The following is an 18,069-nucleotide window of genomic DNA, read 5'->3' as shown; positions in this document are numbered from 1 at the left end:
AGCATTACTCACCCGTCCGCCGCTAGGTCAGTTACCGAAGCAACCTTCCCCGCTCGACTTGCATGTGTTAAGCCTGCCGCCAGCGTTCAATCTGAGCCATGATCAAACTCTTCAGTTAAAATCATTTCGAGTTTTATAAGTAAAACTCTTAAACTTGGCTCATCAATTTTCTGACTTAAATTCGCTCAAATAAACTTCGAGTAATTTAAACCAATCAATTAATGAAAATATATTCGATTAATCAACCAGTAAAAATCCACACAAGTTGTTCTTCATAATCTCTTAATGATCTTCTCGATGCTTCGTCAGCATCAAGCTAGGTCGGCTATATTACTCTCTATTTTTAGAAAGTCAACATGCAATGTTGATTTTATTTCTAAACTTACCACCTAAACCAGAACTCAACCATTTTAGCTAAATCCTTGTTTATCAACAAGTTTTTATCAACATCACCGCCGATGGATGTGCATTATAGAGCAAATAAAACCTGACGCAACCCCTATTTTTAATTATTTTGGGAAATACGACACAACTGTTTATTTATTCAACAAAAATACACTTATTTTTCTTTTTTCACTAAAAATGGGACCGGATTGGCCAAATGATCACCTAATTTTTCTGCCTGATTTTTTTCCTGCCATTTTAAGGCGCGACAATCAATATATTCACAATAGCCGCCTTCGCCCTGTTCTTCGACATCATTTATTTTGACCTGATAATGAAAACTGCCGACATAACCTGCAGCCAAGCCAAATTTAAAATCCCCGCGGCTTTGTGCCTGAATATGGATACGCGTGCCATCTGCACCGCTGTAACACCATTCAAATTCACGCGGCAGATACATGCTTTGCCGGTTTGGAGTCATCACCGCCGGATAAACCCGGTGTACTTTAAAATATACGCCTTCATCAAATAGCCGGCTTTGACCGCTGCTCAGGTCACGCAAATACATCCGCGACTGCAAAATCCGGTTAAAGCGGTCCCGCACTTGGGCCAGTAATAACTGCCGTTGTTGCTGCAGATTAATCACCTGATAGGTAAAAAAGGCTAAAGGTAGATAAGGAAAATTAATGGCTCGCGCATATTCAAAGCTGCCGAGTTGCTGGATCTGATAATGTTGCTGTTTATATTGAAGCTGTCCACTGCATTCACACAGCAAAGACCAGTGATCGGCCAGCCCCATGCGTAGCTTGGCAAAATAGGAAATCACCGGGGTAGTACGAATCTTCAGATCAAAACTGAGTTCAGAATCCAGACGTTGGACCCGAAACTCCGGAAAATGTCCTTCCAGCTGTTCCCGGCCACCAAACTGAAACAGTGCCGGCTTGAAATAACATTCTTTTTCCACTGAATAACTGCTGAGCTGCCCCACCATATGTGGACTGGAACTGACCAGTACCGTAGCAGTATCCAGCGGATGGGTTTGAATCGCGCTGTCATTACGCAGCATCGGGGCATTTGGCTGCCCAATCAGGCTCAGGAAATTAAGATAATGTAAGGGCGCGGGCAAATTGGGAATCATCAGCCCTTGATGAATAATTTTATATTTCTGGTTCGGGGCGTGAAAAGGCAGCTGCTCAAGCTTGAGTTGATGTGGAGCTTGATTCAGTTGTTTGGATCGATCGAGAAAATCTTGAAACATCTGCATAGCAAGCTCCTGGGTGTCATCTTGTTATGATTCGGCGGTTTTTCTCGCCATATAAGTGGTCACAAAACCTGATAATGCATAGATGATAGAAATCACCAGAATACCGACCGGAATATTATAGGTCATGGCCGCCAGTACAAAAACTGCTATCGGCAGCACAATAAACGGCACCCGCTTACGGTCCAATGTCTTAAAGGAATAATATTTAATATTGGAAATCATCAGCAAGCCAACCACCACAATAATCACGGCGTTGATGATCTGAATACCAAAGTCCTGAATATTATAAATTTCAGGAAAATCGCGGCCGACCCAGACCAGCGACACCAGCATTAAAGCCGCCAATGGACTGGCTACACCAATAAAATAACGCTTATCAACCACGCCAATCTGCACGTTAAAACGCGCCAGACGGAAAGCCGCACAGGCGGTATAGACAAAACAGCAGGCCAAGCCAATCCGGCCCAGATCATTCAGGCTCCAGCTATACATTAAAATTGCCGGGGCCACACCAAAGGCCAGCATATCGGACAAGGAGTCAAACTGCTCACCAAACGGACTTTGCGCACCAATGGCACGCGCAACACGACCATCTAAACCATCAAATAAGGCCGCCAGGAAAATGGCATAAATGGCCTGGCTATATTCGCCATTCATGCTGGCAATAATTGAATAAAAGCCCGACAGTAAAGCCGCGGTGGTAATGAGATTAGGCCACAGGTAGATGCCACGGCGTTTGACCTTTTGCCCCTCGCGGGTACGTTCCTCTTCCACCACTTCAAATGTGATTCCATCGTAATCATGTTCACGCGTCACGGAATCACCCTCGGGCTTCGGTGTGTTTATCATTATTTTATTCCTAACTCTAACCTAATCTCTGTTGTGACTGCTTGGGTTATTCGCCAACCAGCCAGCGTACTGCTGCATGTCCACCATTGTCCTGCATGCGTAAATGCGGGAATAACCATTGTAAGGCTTCATCTGCATCTTCAGAGAATTTCCAAGGTGGATTGATCACCAGTAAACCACAGCCATTCAAGCCAACCGGGGTATCATCTGGCCAGACACAGATTTCGCAAACCAGCTGACGGCGAATGCCCGATTTGTACATTTTCTTTTCAAAACGTTCAATCATGGCGCGGTCTTTAATTGGATACCACACCGCAAACACGCCTGTTGGCCATTTTTTATAGGCCGCGACCAGCAGTTCTACCAGCTGCGGGAAGTCTTTACGTTCCAGCTCATAAGGCGGGTCAATCATGACCAGACCGCGTTTTTCTTTCGGTGGAATCACCCCAAGCAGACCTTCGTAAGCATCACGTTCATGCAAGCCAGCACGACGGTCACGGATATTGCTGCGCAATTGCTGAAAAACATCACGCTGCATTTCAAACACCGTGGCTTTATCCATCTCACGCATGCCTTGTAAGGCAAACCATGGTGAACCCGGATAAGCACCCTTGCCATCCGTCTCGCGCATCTGCTCGACCAGATTCAGATACTGCTTCACGCCTTCCGGTGCATTGCGGATAATCGAGTCATCCAGTTTGACCAGACGGTGAATACCATTTAAGAACTCACCCGACTTCTGTGCAGGTGCTAAAGATAAGTCGTATTTGCCTGCACCGCCATGTGTATCAATATAGCGATAAGGTTTATCTTTGGCATTTAAACGTGTCAGTAACTGAAGCAAAAGCACATGCTTCATGACATCGGCAAAGTTGCCTGCATGGAAATGGTGACGGTAATTCATGTTTCTTTAATTCCTGAAATCAACCGGTATTTTAGCATGAAAAAAAGTTTCATTCAGAGGCTTATCTTGCTCTAAAATAGTTCCCCCGCTTTTTTATCCTTGTTCGAGTTTTGCCTATGCAAACACATTCTCTACCACCATCCTGGAATCTGGCACAGATATTCAATGATCTGGATCAATCCGGTTATGCCCTGATTGATGATGCCTATCCACAGGATTATGTACAAGCTTTGGTAGCAGAATGTACCGCACATTTGAATGAGTTTCGTAACGCAGCCATTCAAAACGGTGTGGTCAGCCAGATTCGCAGTGATCATATCTTATGGCTGGATTCAAGCCTGCCGGTTGCCGAGCAGCATACCCAAACCTTAATGGCGCTGGCCGAGCAATTAAATCGTGCCTTTTTTCTGGGCATTAAGGAAGTCGAAGCCCATTTTGCCTGTTATAACGCCGGCGAATTTTATGCCCTGCACCGCGATAATCCGCAAGGTAAAAATGGCCGGATGATTTCCTGCGTCTTTTATCTGCATGAACAGTGGCAGGCCGATTGGGGCGGTGAATTACGCTTGCAGGACAAACAGGGCGAATGGCAGATCATTGCGCCACAGCCCAACCGGATGGCCTTATTCCAAAGTGATTTGCTGCATGAAGTGCTGCTCTCCAAACAGCAGCGCCTTTCGATTACTGCCTGGCTGCGTAGTGATCCACAGTTGTGGTGATCCTTTAAATCCTGGCAAGTGGCCTCATATAAACCGTATTGTGAACTGAGGATTGTGCCGATGCGTGATACCACCCAACCGATTATTCAGCGTATCGGTGAAACTGACCAGCTCTATTTACAGGGCAACACCCCGGAACTGGCGCTGGAACGTGCTTCATTACGCCTAGAACTGGTGATGCTGAGTCAGGTCCGTCAGGAGCAGACCTATTTCCTGCAAGAAGCGATTGTATTGCTGGAGCAGGGCCGGGTTGAATTTGAGGAAATGCCGCTGTCCTTATATTTAAATCTGTCCTTAACCCTGGCCAAGGCCTATATGCTGTATTTTGAAATCAGCCAGGAAACCCGCTTTGCCTTAATTACCCAGCAGATTCTAAAACCGCTGACCAATTATAATCATGGCGATATTTACCTGTTTCTGGCCTATGCCAGCGCAGCGAAAAAAGAAAATGCCCTGACTCAGCACTGGCTGACCAAATACCGTAAAACAGCCGAGTTTGATGCCGATGTACTACGTGAACATACTGCCTTTGAACACTGTCATGGTCAAAGCTGGTTTGTGCAGCTGATTCAGCCGCGTTTACACTAAAGCTCAGCACGAAAAAAATATTTAACAACAAAAATGCCTCATTGATTGAGGCATTTTTTATGGACTACAGAAACGCTTGAATCTTCAGGCGGGATTAAGCGGTTTGGGCTTTATAGGCATCCATATGTAATTGTTGATTCAATTCATCGACCCAGATCGCCCAGTCATCATCCTGGACCAGATGACTGATTAATAAAGCACGCTGGGATTTATTCCAGAACGGCGCATCATGCAAAGAAATATGGGAAGGCAGTTGATGGGTACGTACATAAAGTTCAATGGCCGCCGGACTATTGGCTAAACCAAGTTGAGAAAATAATAGAGCTAAGGATGGTGTGTTGTGATTGAGCATCTCGCCCTCCTTATATATCAGATAAATTGTAGTTATTTATCCATCTAACTTATAAGATAAAGCAAAAAAAACCTAGTCTTTGCGACCAGGTTTGTTGTTTCAATTTGTGATTAAAGTTCGCAAGAGCCGGAAAGCTTATGTTCGGTATGTAATTGCTCGTTTAAGACATCAATCACGATGGCCCATTCATCATCACTTTTCCAGTGACTGATAATGAAATCGTGCTGGGCCTTGCTCCAGAATGCGGCTTTATGTAGGGGAATATCGGAAGTTAATTGATGGCTTTCAATAAATTGATCAATGGCTTCTGAACTGGACTCTAGACCCAGCTGCTCAAATAACAGTTCTAATGTGGGTTGCTGATCAAACATGGCGCCCTCCTCAGCATTTTTTTACTGTATTGTAGCTTTACGTTATAAGAATTCTGCACAAAAGCACAGCCTTGTGACTGCGCTTGTTGTATTTTTTTGTACCAAAGCATGTAAGGCGGATGAACCTGATTGAACTGGCTCCGGCTTATTGCGCCAGCTTGTCGCTTTCAACGTGTAGTAACTGGTTTAATTTGTCGATAATCACAATCCACTCATCATCCTGATGCCAGTGTTCGCGTAAAAAGGCGCTTTGTCCCTCACTCCAGAATCCAGCATCGGGCAAGGTCACTTCTGCCGGCAATTGATGGGCACGCACAAATTGCTCAATAGATGCTTCGTCTGCGGCTAAACCCAGTTGTTCAAATAATAATTCTAAGGTCGGCTGTTGTTCGAGTACCATGGAATGACTCCGTATTTTTCTAGGCGAAGTCCATAAACTAGCAAATCCGGAACAGCATTAGGGCTACAGGCCGATGTATTCTTGTTATGTTTTGTGAGGTTTGTCATGGCGCTGATCAATACAACAATCCATACAGCTGCATAAAAAAAGCACCCCAAATGGAGTGCTTTTTCTAACTTAGTTCAACACTAAATTATTTCACCATGTCAGCAATTGCTGCACGTTCTTCTTCAAGCTCGTTTAGCGTGAAGTTGATACGCTCACGGCTGAATTCGTCGACTTCAAGACCTTGAACGATCTTGTATTCGCCATTTTCGCAAGTTACAGGGAAACCGAACATTACGCCTTCAGGGATACCGTAAGAACCATCAGAAGGAATACCCATGGTTACCCATTCGCCGTTTGTGCCAAGCGCCCAGTCACGCATATGGTCGATTGCAGCGTTTGCAGCAGAAGCAGCAGAAGACAGACCACGCGCTTCGATGATTGCAGCACCACGTTTACCAACAGTTGGAAGGAATACGTCTTTGTTCCATTCAGCATCGTTGATTTTGTCTTTCAAGCTTTCGCCGTTTACGTTCGCAAAACGGTAGTCAGCATACATTGTTGGAGAGTGGTTACCCCAAACTGTCATGTTTTTGATGTCAGAAACTGCAACACCAGCTTTTTGAGCAAGTTGAGTCAACGCACGGTTGTGGTCAAGACGTAACATTGCTGTGAAGTTCTTCGCTGGAAGATCTGGAGCAGATTTCATTGCGATGTAAGCATTCGTGTTCGCAGGGTTACCTACAACAAGAACTTTAACGTCACGGCTCGCAACTTCGTTCAGCGCTTGACCTTGACCGATGAAGATTTCACCGTTGACTTTAAGAAGGTCAGCACGTTCCATACCTGGACCACGTGGACGTGAACCAACTAAAAGTGCATAGTCAGCATCTTTGAATGCAACTTTAGGATCATCAGTACCGATCATGCCAGCCAATAATGGGAAAGCACAGTCGTCAAGTTCCATCATTACGCCTTTCAGCGCTTGTTGAGCTTTCTCAACAGGAATTTCTAATAATTGAAGAATAACTGGTTGGTCTTTACCCAACATTTCACCGCTAGCGATACGGAATAATAGGCTGTAACCAATTTGACCAGCAGCGCCAGTAACGGCAACGCGAACAGGTTGCTTCATGTAATTATCTCCAGTTGAGAGGATAGTTAATGCGATTAAATAGCTGTTCTATCTAATCTTAATAATCATAAACGGCAAAGATTGTACTCCAATCCTTTGTCAGATGCATGTAAAAGGCTATGGATTTCAACAAAAGTCTGATAGGAAATATAAATAAAATGCCGAAAAACGTCGGGTTTTAGTATGAACCTTTAATAATAAAGGCCGATGGACACTGGGTTTCCACGCTACTGCTGCACTGTTTATAGCGCCCATTCGGGCTATAGCAGATTTTCAATTCAGTTAAATAACTTTTGGCCTGATGCGAAGTGCACTGAAAGTGAATGCTCTTGGAATGCATGCCCGGATTCAGGCGAATAAACAGCCGGTTCAGTTCATTCTGCTGCACCACGGTAGTTTCCTGACCGGTCAGCACCGCCGGGACTTTCAGCCGGTCGGCATAGTTAATGATGGTACGGAAATACTGGCTGGCATTCATCGGTACGCAGCCACCAATACCCTGCCACAATTGCACCCGGGCATGTTCATCGGGCATGACCCGTGCCACCACTTTGGCCTGAATGGGAGACAGTTTGGCTGAAGAGCTGGTTTCGCAGTCACGACGGGAGGTTTCCGGATACAGCCCGGTAATATTCAGCGAGTAGCCTTGCAGGCATTTCCGCTGCTTGGCGCGGTTGCTGTCAAACATGCACACGGCGGGTGTCATTTGTACATCCATGACATAGCCCTGCACCGTGGCAGCACATGCAGCACTACTGAGCAATACCCCCGCCCCACCCGAAATCAGGATGAGGATTCCCGCTGGCTGCCCCCCGGCTGTCAATTTCTTCATTCTCAAACTTAGCACCTTCTCGTGTCGTTTTGAGTCCCATCCTCCTGCATCCATGCAGGAGACACCCCATCTTGTTTACTGCGTATTGCGCATTGGAATCTGCTGCATACGTTTACTGATTGATTGCGCGCCCTGACCCAGCAATAATCCATAGTGCGTGGCATTGGTCATGACGTGTTTAACGTAATCGCGTGTTTCCAGCAACGGAATGGATTCGGTATATTGATCCGCTGCCATGTTTTGAAATTCAGGCTGCCAGCGACGGGCACGGTTTGGCCCGGCATTATAGCCCGCAGTTGCTAAAACCGAGTTATTACTAAGCTGACCCTGGATGGTCGACAGATAAAACGTGCCATAACGAATATTGGTATTCATATCGGTGAGTGCCGCCGGATTATAGGTTTCCCTCATTTGGCGGGCAATTAAACGCGCGGTATCCGGCATAATCTGCATTAAACCACCCGCCCCGACATGCGAACGCGCCGTAGTCACAAAACGGCTTTCCTGACGCATCAGGCCATAGGCCCAAGCCGGATCAATCCCGGCGTTCTGGCTGTGGCTGACCACATAATTCTTGTGCGGCATAGCATAACGGTACTGATAGTTATGCTGCTTGGTGGTGCGGTCTGCCGCATAAATGGCCCGGTCATACCAACCCATATCGGTGGCGCGTTTGGCTGCAGCCAATAACAGACCATCATCATGTTTTAAATAGGCCTGACGCACAGCCCAGTTCCATTCACGGTTAATATAACTGGCCGGTGCATTAATCTGGCGCAAGGCAAAGGCGCGTCTAAAGTGAATATCCTGATTTAAACGCTGCATATCCTGCGAACTTGGCTCACGGCTCACAGGAATCGAAGAATAGCTGTATCCGAGCTGATCTTTGGCCAGCAAATTGTGGTAATCATCACCCTGAGCCAAACGTTTATAAATCGCGTCAGCACTGCGTTTTGAAGTGGCATCGCCACGCTGCTCAGAGGCACGCGCCAGCCAGTACTGCCAGCGGTCTTCCTGCTTTTGCGACACGCTCATGGCATCAATCGCGCGAATTACACTTTCCCAAGCACCAAAACGAATCGCCTGACGGGCATAAATTTCCGCTTCTTCCGGGCTAAATGGCAGTCCATAGCTGGCATCCAGCGCATTCAGTACTTCACGGTTAAAATTGTTCTTCATGACGGTGGTGCCGCCAATATAGCCCACAGCACGATACAAGGCGCGCTGCACCGACTGCGGGGTACCTTCTGCAGCACGTTTCACCGCAGATAGAGCCGAGTTCAGGTCGGTATCGGCCAGGCGGCCCAAGGCATAAATCAGATAAGCCTGATCTTCAGCACTGGCTTTTGGTGCAGACCATAAATAGTTAAGCGGATTGGCCTGAATGCTATTCAGCTGCGACAGACTCAGGTTTAAACCTAGTCCCTGTGCAGTGGCAAGCGCCTGTCCGGATTGGCCGGCACGCAGCTGCACCCACAAACGCTGCTGTTTATCTTCCTGGGTCATCAGTGGGCTGGATAACATCATCCGGCCCAGACCGGTACAGGATTCCGGCTGCGAATTGGTGGTTAGCCAGACATCTTTAAATTCGGCAAAAACCAGCGGATCACCCGACTGGGCACGCACCTGCGCCACGGCACAGCTTTCGGCACGGTCGGCATTGGTCACATACGGCAGCACTGATACAGCATTGCTAAAATCGGCCTGTTTGACTTTTTCTTCGACATAATCGGCAGCCAGTTTTTCTGCCATGGCCGACTGTGGATAACGCTGGGCAAACTGCACAATCGAAGCGGGTGACTGAGTGGCCAGATTGGTATTTAAAATCCAGTATTCCGGATAATAGCCGAGCACATCATTTTGCATGGCACTTTGATATTGCTGCAATAAAGAGAGGTTACTGGTATTGGCTGCCCGCAGCGCATCATTAAACTGCTCTTCGGCTGCGTACAAGGTTGGGAAAATGCTCAGTGATGCCAAACCTAACACAAGCTTTTTGCAAAAAATTCTTTTCTTTTCAGTCCATGTGCGCATGTGCCTATTTTCAGTCATTACTTCGCCTCTCCTCTCTTACCGCAATATACTAAAACAGTTTCATTATTCTCAAACACCTCAATTGTTGTGTTATGTAACCTCATGATTAAACAATATTAATTTTCGAACAATTTTAATTGATAAATCAATCTTCTGCTTCCCTCATTTAGGGCTATAAGTTTATACCCAGTTCCTGTTAAAATACGCGTTTTTCTATCACCTCTGCCGTTCAAACATTTCAGAACGGACGATCTCGATTTTATCCTTCAGGAGCCTACATGACGGTTCAAACCTTCATTCCAAATGGTGCCAAAGCTGCCTCAGAAAACACTGTTACCCAGCCACAGCACACCCCAGCCGACGGTTCAGTGAAAAAGCTGTACATCGAAACGCAAGGGTGTCAGATGAATGAGTATGACAGTCATCGTATGGCAGATCTTTTAGGCGATTCTCACGGCTATGTGCTGACCAGCAATCCGGCCGATGCCGATATCCTGCTGATGAACACCTGTTCCATCCGCGAAAAGGCACAGGAAAAAGTGTTCTCGGAACTGGGCCGCTGGCGCAAACTGAAAGAAAAAAATCCGGATCTGGTGATTGGCGTGGGTGGCTGTGTTGCTTCTCAGGAAGGTGACAATATTCAAAAACGTGCGCCGTATGTCGACATGGTGTTTGGCCCACAAACCTTGCACCGTTTGCCACAAATGCTGGATCAGCATAATGATCAGGTTGAAAAACCGAAAAAAGAAAAAATCAAGCTGGTGGATATTTCCTTCCCGGACATTGAAAAATTCGACTTCCTGCCAGAACCGCGCGTCGAAGGTTTTAAAGCCTTTGTGTCGATTATGGAAGGCTGTTCCAAATACTGTTCTTTCTGCGTGGTGCCCTATACCCGTGGTGAAGAAGTTTCACGTCCACTCGATGACGTACTGGCGGAAATTGCCGGTTTAGCAGAAAAAGGTGTGCGTGAGATTTCACTGCTCGGTCAGAACGTGAATGGTTACCGCGGTGAAACTTTTGACGGCAACATCTGTACCTTTGCTGACCTGTTGCGTTTGGTCGCCGAAATTCCGGGGATTGGCCGTTTACGTTATACCACTTCGCATCCGCTAGAATTTAATGATGACCTGATTCAATGCTACCGCGACTTGCCACAAATGGTGTCGCATTTGCACTTGCCGGTACAAAGTGGCTCCAATGATGTATTACAGGCCATGAAGCGTAACCACACCATTGATGTTTACATCGAAAAAATTGCCAAGTTACGTAAAGTGCGTCCGGACATGCATTTGTCTTCTGACTTTATTATTGGCTTCCCGGGCGAAACCGACGAGAACTTTGAAGAAACCTATCAGTTTATTCAAGATATGGACTTCGACCATTCGTACAGTTTTGTCTATTCAAAACGTCCGGGCACCCCGGCGTCTGAACTGCCGGACAACACTCCGGAAGATGTCAAAAAAGAACGTCTGGCCAAAGTGCAGCAATGGATTAAACAGTCCAGTATTGACAAAACTGATGCCATGCTCGGCACCGTGCAACGTGTGTTAATTGAGAGCGTGTCGAACAAAGATCCGAATGTGCTGGTCGGCACGGCGGACAATACACGTTTGGTAACATTTATTGGTGATCCGGCTTGGGTCGGACGCTTTGCGGAGATTGAGATTACCGAGATTAAAACTTTAAATTTAGTTTATGGTGAACTCTTGAATCTTGAACCAGACGTGGCGTAATGTAAGGAAACAATACGACTACTTCTGAATAAGGAATTCTCTTGACTGCAGCAATTCGACGTACAGTAAATTTTCCTGGCATTTCAATGGAACGTCTCAAAAGCATGCTCGGTGCTTATAACGGCCACTTGAAACAGATTGGACAGCGTCTAGATGTGCAAATTTCTCATCGAGGTGATGCCTTTTTTATTGATGGTGAAATAGATGCAGTTGAGAGAGCCGAGCTCTTGCTTCAGCGTTTATATGAAGAATCGGAAAATTCCAGCCAGATTAGTGCCGACACCTTACACATGATGATTCAGGGCAGCCAGACTGACCGTGAATTGCAGATTGATGAAGAGCAGGAACATACCGGTTTAGATGCGGTCTGGTTACAGACCCGCAAAGGCCGGATTAACCCGCGCGGTGCCAACCAGAAACGTTATGTGCAGCGTATTTTACAAAGCGATATTTCGTTCGGGATTGGCCCAGCAGGAACCGGTAAAACCTACCTGGCGGTAGCTGCAGCCGTCGATATGCTGGAGCGTAATGAAATCCAGCGGATTTTACTGGTTCGCCCTGCGGTTGAAGCCGGTGAAAAACTCGGTTTCCTGCCGGGTGATTTAACCCAGAAAATTGACCCGTATTTGCGCCCGCTGTATGACGCGTTATATGAAATGCTCGGCTTTGAAAAAGTCGCCAAGCTGATTGAACGTCAGGTGATTGAAGTCGCGCCGCTGGCCTATATGCGTGGTCGTACCCTGAACCATTCTTTTGTGATTCTGGATGAAGCGCAGAACACCACACCAGAACAGATGAAAATGTTCCTGACCCGTTTGGGCTTTGGCTCACGTGCCGTAATTACCGGTGACGTGACTCAGGTCGATTTACCGCGTGGTCAGCAGTCTGGTCTGGCGCATGCCCTGCGCGTGCTGGAGCACGTCAAGGAAATTCATATTACCCGTTTCCATTCACGTGATGTGGTGCGTCATCAACTGGTGCAGAAAATTGTTGAAGCCTACGAAGGCTGGGACAGTGAGCAACAACGTCTGAGTGCAGAAGCCCGTGCCGAACGCAAAGCCCGTCAGGAAGCGCTGATTGCAGAAAACGATGCCAAGGCCGATGCGCAGGACTAAACTGATCTAAGGATATATTTTGAAACTGAGTCTTTCTCTACAACAGGATGTTCAAGCCCCTGAACTGGTCTTGAAACGTGGCTATATCAAAAAAGTTGTAGAAACCACCTTGCGACATATTGGCACCCAAAGTGACTGTGAAATCGGGATCGCCTGTGTCGACAATGAAGAAAGCCATAAACTGAATCTGGAATATCGCCAGAAAGACAAACCGACCAACGTGCTGTCTTTCCCAAGTGAACTGCCCGATGAAATGGCCGAATTTCTTGATGCCTTCCCCATTGGGGATTTAGTGATCTGTATTCCGGTGGTGCTACGCGAAGCGAATGAGCAAGGCAAAGCACCGCTAACCCATTTCACCCATATGCTAGTGCATGGCACCTTGCATTTGATGGGTTATGACCATGAAACTTCAGATGAAGATGCTGAAGAAATGGAAGGCATTGAAATTGAAATTCTGGATAAGCTCGGTTTTGAAAACCCGTATTTAGAACGCGATTAAAGTAAAAAATGAAGAAGCGGGCTTAGGCTCGCTTTTTTTATAGGGTTTATTTTATGATGAGATGAATAAAAATAGATAAGCCACAATCATGAAATACGTTGTTATTTTTAAAGCGAAAATTAAAACACTTGATCCTCTGTATTTTGCCACAGCACAGCAGTTACGTCAGAAAGCCTTAAGCCAATTCCGCTGCATTCATTTTGAAGCATTAACAGAAGGTTTATCTGAAATCGCCCTATCCTATTGGCATGATCTTTCAGATATACACGCTTGGCATTTAGATGCGGAACACCAAGTCGCACAACAACTCGGACATAACACTTGGTATGAAAATTTCAGTGTTGAAGTTTGTGAAGTATTACGTCACTACAAACGCTAGCGCACCTCAAACTCCGCCTCAGCCGGGTCAAAACGCCAGGTCCGGATAATGCGTAGCTCGGAAATATCTTTCATCTTGGCATCAAAGGCACCAAAAGGAGCAGCTTTACGCACAGAAGCCTTGGCAGCTTCATCCAGCATGGTATGCCCCGAGCTTTCAATTAAACGAATCGCACGAATCCCACCGTTGGCATTTAAAATCACCATTAAACGCACCTCACCGGCCAACTGTTGCTGCTTGGCCGCTTCCGGATAATAACGGTTACCATAAAATTCGACTTTCTGACGGAATCTTTCCAGATAACCGGCTGCGACATCCTGCTTGGCCTGAATTCCATCTACGGTTTTAATTTTCTGCTGACGGCTGAAATTTTGCTGACGCTGTAAATACTGCGCTTCCAGACTGGCCACCATCGCCGCTTTGGCCTGAAACTGGCTGTTTAATTCTTCCAGCGCTTTTTTACGCTGGTTTTCCGCCGCCTGCTTTTGCCAGCTTAAGGTGGTCATTAGCACTTTTTCTTCAAAGCTCAGTTCACGCTGCTGCTGCAAACGCTCCAGACTTTCCAGCTGCTGATCACCGGCACTCTGTTCAATCATTGGTGCGAGCATATCGCTGGACATGCGGTGCGCTTCCCGGAAGGTGCCAGAACCCTGCTGGTCGGCCTGTGCTAAAAAGTCGGCATCCTTAATTTCGGTGGCACTTGGTCTTAAGCTGACTGCAATTTCCTTGACCGCGGCATCGCTTTGCTGTGGCATGACAAATTGCACCGTTAACACAGCCAGATGCGAAAGTGCCGCCAGCGTCAGTACGGTGCCAAATAGTGGATCTTTCCACCACTGCTGCGTCAAAGGTGCAAAATGAAATTTCTTTAACATCACATTAATCCGACAAAATCGCGGATTCCCCAAATCGTATAAAACGAGATAAAATAAGACTGGTTTTTACTTTTGAAAAAAAGCGAGACACTCGTCAACATGTCGTGTCACGATAAATAAAATCTTGAAAATGGTGCAGTTTATTTTGCTAAACTGCAAGCTTCAATTGGCGTATTTTTAATACAATTCGACAAGATCTCTGCAAAGTTAATAAAGATTAACCCATTGGAATGCCCTGTATGTCCCCTCTTATCTCTCTCATTTCAAAACGTTTACGTCAGATGTATCAGAAGGCTGAAGGATTTATTGAAGATGAGCGCGAATTTCCAATGTCTCAGGTTTTTCTGAATGCGACCTTTCAGCGCTTTGTCACCGACAATGTCAAAATGCTGAAAGACTTACATGCCGATTTACATGACGACTGGCTGCGTCTGTATGCGACCCTGGACTACAACGGGCTGTATATTACTTTGTCGGTAGATTTGAAACTGGTGCAGATGGAACTGAATAAAAATGTCCAGCTGATTGTATTTGAACAGATTAGTGATACCCAGGTGATTGAAGCCAAATATCCAAGCATCCTGCATAAGCTGGGTGTGCGGTTTGCGCTGTTCTTCTATCAGAAAGTGCTGAACAAAGATCCACTGGGCATGATTCTGCAAAAACTGAATGTGATTAAAGTTAAAGATGATCTATTACATTTAGACCTGAACCGCTGGCTGGGCAAGAACCGCTCGATCATTGACACTCTGGGCAAAGTGCATGTCAATCATGCGGTGTTGCGTGAAGCCGAACTGGTGGTCATGGGCAATGTCAACCTAACCACCCTATTTCGAAAAATTGCTGAAGATCGCGATCGTGAAGAAGCCGAAGAAGCACAAACGGCCACAGAAGTGACGCCCATCAAACAGAAAAAGAGCTAAAAGCTCAAACAGAGAGATTGCAGATGCCGATCAGGATTGCTACACAAGCGTTACATAAAGTGCATATTTGCAAATTTTCTCTTCATCATTCAAGCGCATAATAGAACAAAGCACAATGTGCGCTTATTTACAGCAATAGGAAACAATTTACTTATGGCTAAACACGTATTGAAAACGATGGGCATGGCAGCGGGAGTTTCGACTGCACTGTTATTTGCAGGGTTCTCAAACCAGACTTTTGCCATGAGTCCATTCCAAGCCAGTTATCAGTTCAGCTATAACGGCAAAAACCTTGGCTCTGCGACCCGAACCTTAAGCAAATCCGGCAATCAGTGGAACTATGTTTTTGCCGCCAAAGCCGGCGGGATTGCTTCGGCCACGGAAACCAGCCGCTTCACCTTTGAAAATGGCAAAATTGGTTCTTCCAGCTTTAGCCGCAGCAGCAAAATCCTGATTCATAACAACACCATGAGTATTCACTTTAATCCGGCTGCGAAAAAAATTAATACCAAAAAAGACAAAGAGTCGCGTTCATTTGCCTGGAAAGCCGGTGTACTCGATGAGCTAAATGCCGAATTGCAGATTCGTGAAGACTTAAAAAATGGTTCGCTCAAATCGACCTATTACCTGGCCGATGCCAAGGAGGTCGAAGCACGTAAATTTGTACGCCAAGGCAGTGAAAGCGTAAAAACCAATTATGGCACCTTTGACACCATTAAAGTGGCGATTAAGCATGACAAGCCGGGCCGTGAAACCATTTTCTGGTTAGCGCCAAAACTGGACTACTTACCGGTGAAAGTGACCCATCTGGACAAGAAGAACTCTTATGGCCTGCTGTTAACCGGCTATAAAGGCCCAACAAGTTAATCATTTTCTCGATTTTTGCTTGCATTTTTTCAGGTGCTTTTTAAAATACGCTTTTGCTTTAAAAAGCACCTGCTGTTGAGGATTCTCCCGTGCACGCACTAGAACAGAAAATCTTAGCTGAAGGTATCGTTCTGTCTGAAGAAGTTCTGAAAGTCGATTCTTTCCTAAACCATCAAATTGATCCGGTCATGATGCAGCAAATTGGTCAAGAATTTGCGCGTTTGTTTAAAGATGCCGGCATCACCAAAATTATTACCATTGAAGCGTCAGGTATTGCACCGGCAGTCATGGCAGGTTTAGAGCTGGGCGTTCCCGTGATTTTTGCACGTAAATATCAGTCTTTAACCCTAAAAGATGACCTGTATCGCTCTAAAGTGTTTTCATTCACCAAACAGGTCGAAAGCACCATCGCGATTTCAAACAAGCACATCAGCTCAAGCGACAAAGTGCTGGTGATTGATGACTTTCTGGCCAATGGTCAGGCGGCTTTAGGTCTGGCTGACCTGATTCATCAGGCCCAAGCGGAAGTGGTCGGTATTGGTATTGTGATTGAAAAATCCTTCCAGCCAGGTCGTGACCTGCTCCTGGAAAAAGGCTACCGGGTTGAATCTCTGGCGCGTGTGAAGTCACTGGCCAATGGTACGGTTGAATTTGTTCGCGACTAAGACTTTGTCTGCAATTTATATCTAAAAGAGCACTCAGGTGCTCTTTTTTTTATGGCGATGTGATTTACAAAATTCTCTACCACGCTCCAGACCGAATGGCTTAGCATAAGCCTAACGGCAAATTCTGAGCGTTTTGACCAAGGTCAGCTAACGCCTTTTGTCCTAAGCTATTGGCTCTTTGGATTGACCCAGCATTTTTAGAAGGCACTCTACACTCATGACACAAGACAATCCGTTGATGGAACACAGTATCGTCTGTCCGAAATGTGGCTCAAATCAGGTTGAAAAGCGCAACCACGAACAAAACTTACAAAAAATTGGCGGAGTATTGCTCGGGTCGGCCGGAACAGCAGCCGGAACTGTCGGCGGGGCCGCCTCCGGTGCCTCTTTAGGCGCTGCCATAGGCACCGTGGCCGGACCGTTGGGGGTGATTATGGGCGGTACCATTGGTACCTTTGTGGGTGCAATTAGTGTTGGGATCACTGGCGGCTTTTTAGGGCATCGCTTTGGTAAAAAAGCAGGTGTAATTGTCGACCAAAATATCTTTCTTGATTTTCATTGTCTGAAATGCAAACACCGTTTTAAAGAACAAATCAAACCTAACCAATCTTAAACATACCAAACACAGATTTTCATATAAAAAAGTGCTGTATAAAACAGCACTTTTATCACATCTTTTTATTATTTTACTTGCACATTTTCGGCTGCAATTACTGGCTTTTGAGCTGCTAAATATTGAACTTCTGCAGGTTGTTTTTGGGCTTGTTGTTCTTGTGGGAAGTTCAGACTATGCACAATTTCAGTTGCAGCTACGCTCGACCACGAGCAGCCTAAACTCAATACAACTATACCGATTAACGTTAACTTATTCATTTCCACTTTTCCTCAATCTCTCATTATTACAGCAGTCCATTGTGCTTGATACATATACCTGCACGAAAAATGCTGTGTGAACCGTGACAGAAAACTCTGCTTTAAAAGTGGCTATTAAATGTGAAAAGTGAAAGACTGAATATCACTACAAATAGTGATTTTGCGTGAAAAGTAATTAGTTTTTTCGTGAATAAAAATATTCAAACCGCTGCAGCCAATGAAGCTCAAATACAATCAAGGTGTAAAACATTCTGTTCGTT

21 protein-coding genes and 1 rRNA gene are annotated in these 18,069 nt (G+C 45.9%); 10 read left to right on the top strand and 12 right to left on the bottom strand.

Annotated elements, in window-relative coordinates; translation table 11 throughout:
- From FTT68_RS06565 to FTT68_RS06550, 4 genes are all read right to left on the bottom strand, one after another.
- A 16S ribosomal RNA gene (locus tag FTT68_RS06565) occupies positions 1-118 on the bottom strand; the annotation flags it as partial.
- Between the two features lie 441 nt (positions 119-559).
- Positions 560-1,648, bottom strand: coding sequence for a DUF6670 family protein (locus tag FTT68_RS06560; RefSeq protein WP_180006789.1), 1,089 nt, complete (start codon positions 1,646-1,648; stop codon positions 560-562).
- A 24-nt stretch (positions 1,649-1,672) separates the two neighbouring features.
- On the bottom strand, positions 1,673-2,497 hold the full coding sequence (gene pssA, locus FTT68_RS06555; protein ID WP_016659558.1) for a CDP-diacylglycerol--serine O-phosphatidyltransferase: 825 nt from the start codon (positions 2,495-2,497) through the stop codon (positions 1,673-1,675).
- 46 nt (positions 2,498-2,543) lie between these two features.
- A complete protein-coding gene (locus FTT68_RS06550; RefSeq protein WP_005182209.1) occupies positions 2,544-3,401 on the bottom strand; it encodes a 23S rRNA (adenine(2030)-N(6))-methyltransferase RlmJ in 858 nt (285 codons plus the stop codon).
- Positions 3,402-3,517: 116 nt separating this feature from the next.
- On the opposite strand from FTT68_RS06550, the gene FTT68_RS06545 reads away from it, so the two are divergent.
- Both FTT68_RS06545 and FTT68_RS06540 read left to right on the top strand, forming a co-directional pair.
- Complete coding sequence (locus tag FTT68_RS06545; RefSeq protein ID WP_005182206.1) at positions 3,518-4,120, top strand: 2OG-Fe(II) oxygenase; 603 nt, start codon at positions 3,518-3,520, stop codon at positions 4,118-4,120.
- A 60-nt stretch (positions 4,121-4,180) separates the two neighbouring features.
- The gene (locus FTT68_RS06540; protein ID WP_005182203.1) at positions 4,181-4,708 is read left to right on the top strand and encodes a hypothetical protein; all 528 of its coding nucleotides are present in this window, start codon (positions 4,181-4,183) and stop codon (positions 4,706-4,708) included.
- Positions 4,709-4,802: 94 nt separating this feature from the next.
- Here FTT68_RS06540 and FTT68_RS06535 read toward each other — a convergent pair whose 3' ends face one another.
- From FTT68_RS06535 to FTT68_RS06510, 6 genes are all read right to left on the bottom strand, one after another.
- The gene (locus FTT68_RS06535) at positions 4,803-5,060 is read right to left on the bottom strand and encodes a DUF2789 family protein (RefSeq protein WP_005182199.1); all 258 of its coding nucleotides are present in this window, start codon (positions 5,058-5,060) and stop codon (positions 4,803-4,805) included.
- A gap of 110 nt (positions 5,061-5,170) precedes the next feature.
- On the bottom strand, positions 5,171-5,431 hold the full coding sequence (locus FTT68_RS06530) for a DUF2789 family protein (RefSeq protein ID WP_005182196.1): 261 nt from the start codon (positions 5,429-5,431) through the stop codon (positions 5,171-5,173).
- Between the two features lie 145 nt (positions 5,432-5,576).
- The gene (locus FTT68_RS06525) at positions 5,577-5,831 is read right to left on the bottom strand and encodes a DUF2789 family protein (protein ID WP_005182193.1); all 255 of its coding nucleotides are present in this window, start codon (positions 5,829-5,831) and stop codon (positions 5,577-5,579) included.
- A gap of 193 nt (positions 5,832-6,024) precedes the next feature.
- Positions 6,025-7,011, bottom strand: coding sequence for a malate dehydrogenase (locus FTT68_RS06520; protein WP_180006788.1), 987 nt, complete (start codon positions 7,009-7,011; stop codon positions 6,025-6,027).
- A 178-nt stretch (positions 7,012-7,189) separates the two neighbouring features.
- Entirely contained in the window at positions 7,190-7,843 is a 654-nt protein-coding gene (locus tag FTT68_RS06515; RefSeq protein WP_045796419.1) for a ribonuclease I, read from the bottom strand.
- A 75-nt stretch (positions 7,844-7,918) separates the two neighbouring features.
- The gene (locus FTT68_RS06510; RefSeq protein ID WP_373684730.1) at positions 7,919-9,895 is read right to left on the bottom strand and encodes a transglycosylase SLT domain-containing protein; all 1,977 of its coding nucleotides are present in this window, start codon (positions 9,893-9,895) and stop codon (positions 7,919-7,921) included.
- 260 nt (positions 9,896-10,155) lie between these two features.
- Between FTT68_RS06510 and miaB the strand changes: the two genes are divergently transcribed.
- The 4 genes from miaB (at position 10,156) to FTT68_RS06490 (ending at position 13,606) form a co-directional block, all read left to right on the top strand.
- Positions 10,156-11,610: a tRNA (N6-isopentenyl adenosine(37)-C2)-methylthiotransferase MiaB gene (gene miaB / locus FTT68_RS06505; protein WP_005182171.1), complete on the top strand. Its 1,455-nt coding sequence runs from the start codon at positions 10,156-10,158 to the stop codon at positions 11,608-11,610.
- A gap of 41 nt (positions 11,611-11,651) precedes the next feature.
- The gene (locus FTT68_RS06500) at positions 11,652-12,725 is read left to right on the top strand and encodes a PhoH family protein (RefSeq protein ID WP_016659561.1); all 1,074 of its coding nucleotides are present in this window, start codon (positions 11,652-11,654) and stop codon (positions 12,723-12,725) included.
- Positions 12,726-12,744: 19 nt separating this feature from the next.
- The gene (gene ybeY / locus FTT68_RS06495; protein ID WP_005182166.1) at positions 12,745-13,227 is read left to right on the top strand and encodes an rRNA maturation RNase YbeY; all 483 of its coding nucleotides are present in this window, start codon (positions 12,745-12,747) and stop codon (positions 13,225-13,227) included.
- Positions 13,228-13,315: 88 nt separating this feature from the next.
- Positions 13,316-13,606, top strand: a complete 291-nt coding sequence (locus FTT68_RS06490) for an antibiotic biosynthesis monooxygenase (RefSeq protein ID WP_163169943.1) — start codon at positions 13,316-13,318, stop codon at positions 13,604-13,606.
- Here FTT68_RS06490 and FTT68_RS06485 read toward each other — a convergent pair.
- Positions 13,603-14,481 carry an energy transducer TonB gene (locus FTT68_RS06485; protein ID WP_180006786.1) on the bottom strand — a complete coding sequence of 293 codons (879 nt, stop codon included), beginning with the start codon at positions 14,479-14,481 and terminating at the stop codon, positions 13,603-13,605. The two genes, FTT68_RS06490 and FTT68_RS06485, sit on opposite strands and share 4 nt — an antisense overlap.
- A gap of 239 nt (positions 14,482-14,720) precedes the next feature.
- Between FTT68_RS06485 and FTT68_RS06480 the strand changes: the two genes are divergently transcribed.
- The 4 genes from FTT68_RS06480 to FTT68_RS06465 all read left to right on the top strand — a co-directional run bounded on the left by FTT68_RS06480 (position 14,721) and on the right by FTT68_RS06465 (position 17,549).
- Positions 14,721-15,404 (top strand): hypothetical protein, encoded by a 684-nt coding sequence (locus FTT68_RS06480; protein ID WP_016659565.1) that lies wholly within the window; start codon positions 14,721-14,723, stop codon positions 15,402-15,404.
- 153 nt (positions 15,405-15,557) lie between these two features.
- Complete coding sequence (locus tag FTT68_RS06475) at positions 15,558-16,271, top strand: DUF3108 domain-containing protein (protein WP_005182145.1); 714 nt, start codon at positions 15,558-15,560, stop codon at positions 16,269-16,271.
- An 89-nt stretch (positions 16,272-16,360) separates the two neighbouring features.
- Entirely contained in the window at positions 16,361-16,936 is a 576-nt protein-coding gene (locus tag FTT68_RS06470) for a xanthine phosphoribosyltransferase (protein ID WP_005182137.1), read from the top strand.
- A gap of 217 nt (positions 16,937-17,153) precedes the next feature.
- Positions 17,154-17,549: a hypothetical protein gene (locus tag FTT68_RS06465; RefSeq protein ID WP_016659567.1), complete on the top strand. Its 396-nt coding sequence runs from the start codon at positions 17,154-17,156 to the stop codon at positions 17,547-17,549.
- A 68-nt stretch (positions 17,550-17,617) separates the two neighbouring features.
- Here the strand turns inward: FTT68_RS06465 and FTT68_RS06460 are convergent, their stop codons facing one another.
- Positions 17,618-17,809 carry a hypothetical protein gene (locus FTT68_RS06460; protein ID WP_016659568.1) on the bottom strand — a complete coding sequence of 64 codons (192 nt, stop codon included), beginning with the start codon at positions 17,807-17,809 and terminating at the stop codon, positions 17,618-17,620.
- Positions 17,810-18,069 lie beyond the last annotated feature (260 nt).

The sequence above is a fragment of the Acinetobacter sp. Q85-2 genome (genome assembly GCF_013420555.1).
Classification (GTDB): Bacteria; Pseudomonadota; Gammaproteobacteria; order Pseudomonadales; family Moraxellaceae; genus Acinetobacter; species Acinetobacter indicus.
This window is presented reverse-complemented; position numbering and strand designations above follow the sequence as displayed.

Bases quoted from the DNA above. Each gene is read 5' to 3' on its own strand.
- FTT68_RS06560 (WP_180006789.1), bottom strand. From the start codon at position 1,648: ATGCAGATGTTTCAAGATTTTCTCGATCGATCCAAACAACTGAATCAA.
- pssA (WP_016659558.1), bottom strand. From the start codon at position 2,497: ATGATAAACACACCGAAGCCCGAGGGTGATTCCGTGACGCGTGAACAT.
- FTT68_RS06550 (WP_005182209.1), bottom strand. From the start codon at position 3,401: ATGAATTACCGTCACCATTTCCATGCAGGCAACTTTGCCGATGTCATG.
- FTT68_RS06545 (WP_005182206.1), top strand. From the start codon at position 3,518: ATGCAAACACATTCTCTACCACCATCCTGGAATCTGGCACAGATATTC.
- FTT68_RS06540 (WP_005182203.1), top strand. From the start codon at position 4,181: ATGCGTGATACCACCCAACCGATTATTCAGCGTATCGGTGAAACTGAC.
- FTT68_RS06535 (WP_005182199.1), bottom strand. From the start codon at position 5,060: ATGCTCAATCACAACACACCATCCTTAGCTCTATTATTTTCTCAACTT.
- FTT68_RS06530 (WP_005182196.1), bottom strand. From the start codon at position 5,431: ATGTTTGATCAGCAACCCACATTAGAACTGTTATTTGAGCAGCTGGGT.
- FTT68_RS06525 (WP_005182193.1), bottom strand. From the start codon at position 5,831: ATGGTACTCGAACAACAGCCGACCTTAGAATTATTATTTGAACAACTG.
- FTT68_RS06520 (WP_180006788.1), bottom strand. From the start codon at position 7,011: ATGAAGCAACCTGTTCGCGTTGCCGTTACTGGCGCTGCTGGTCAAATT.
- FTT68_RS06515 (WP_045796419.1), bottom strand. From the start codon at position 7,843: ATGAAGAAATTGACAGCCGGGGGGCAGCCAGCGGGAATCCTCATCCTG.
- FTT68_RS06510 (WP_373684730.1), bottom strand. From the start codon at position 9,895: ATGACTGAAAATAGGCACATGCGCACATGGACTGAAAAGAAAAGAATT.
- miaB (WP_005182171.1), top strand. From the start codon at position 10,156: ATGACGGTTCAAACCTTCATTCCAAATGGTGCCAAAGCTGCCTCAGAA.
- FTT68_RS06490 (WP_163169943.1), top strand. From the start codon at position 13,316: ATGAAATACGTTGTTATTTTTAAAGCGAAAATTAAAACACTTGATCCT.
- FTT68_RS06485 (WP_180006786.1), bottom strand. From the start codon at position 14,481: ATGTTAAAGAAATTTCATTTTGCACCTTTGACGCAGCAGTGGTGGAAA.
- FTT68_RS06480 (WP_016659565.1), top strand. From the start codon at position 14,721: ATGTCCCCTCTTATCTCTCTCATTTCAAAACGTTTACGTCAGATGTAT.
- FTT68_RS06475 (WP_005182145.1), top strand. From the start codon at position 15,558: ATGGCTAAACACGTATTGAAAACGATGGGCATGGCAGCGGGAGTTTCG.
- FTT68_RS06465 (WP_016659567.1), top strand. From the start codon at position 17,154: ATGACACAAGACAATCCGTTGATGGAACACAGTATCGTCTGTCCGAAA.
- FTT68_RS06460 (WP_016659568.1), bottom strand. From the start codon at position 17,809: ATGAATAAGTTAACGTTAATCGGTATAGTTGTATTGAGTTTAGGCTGC.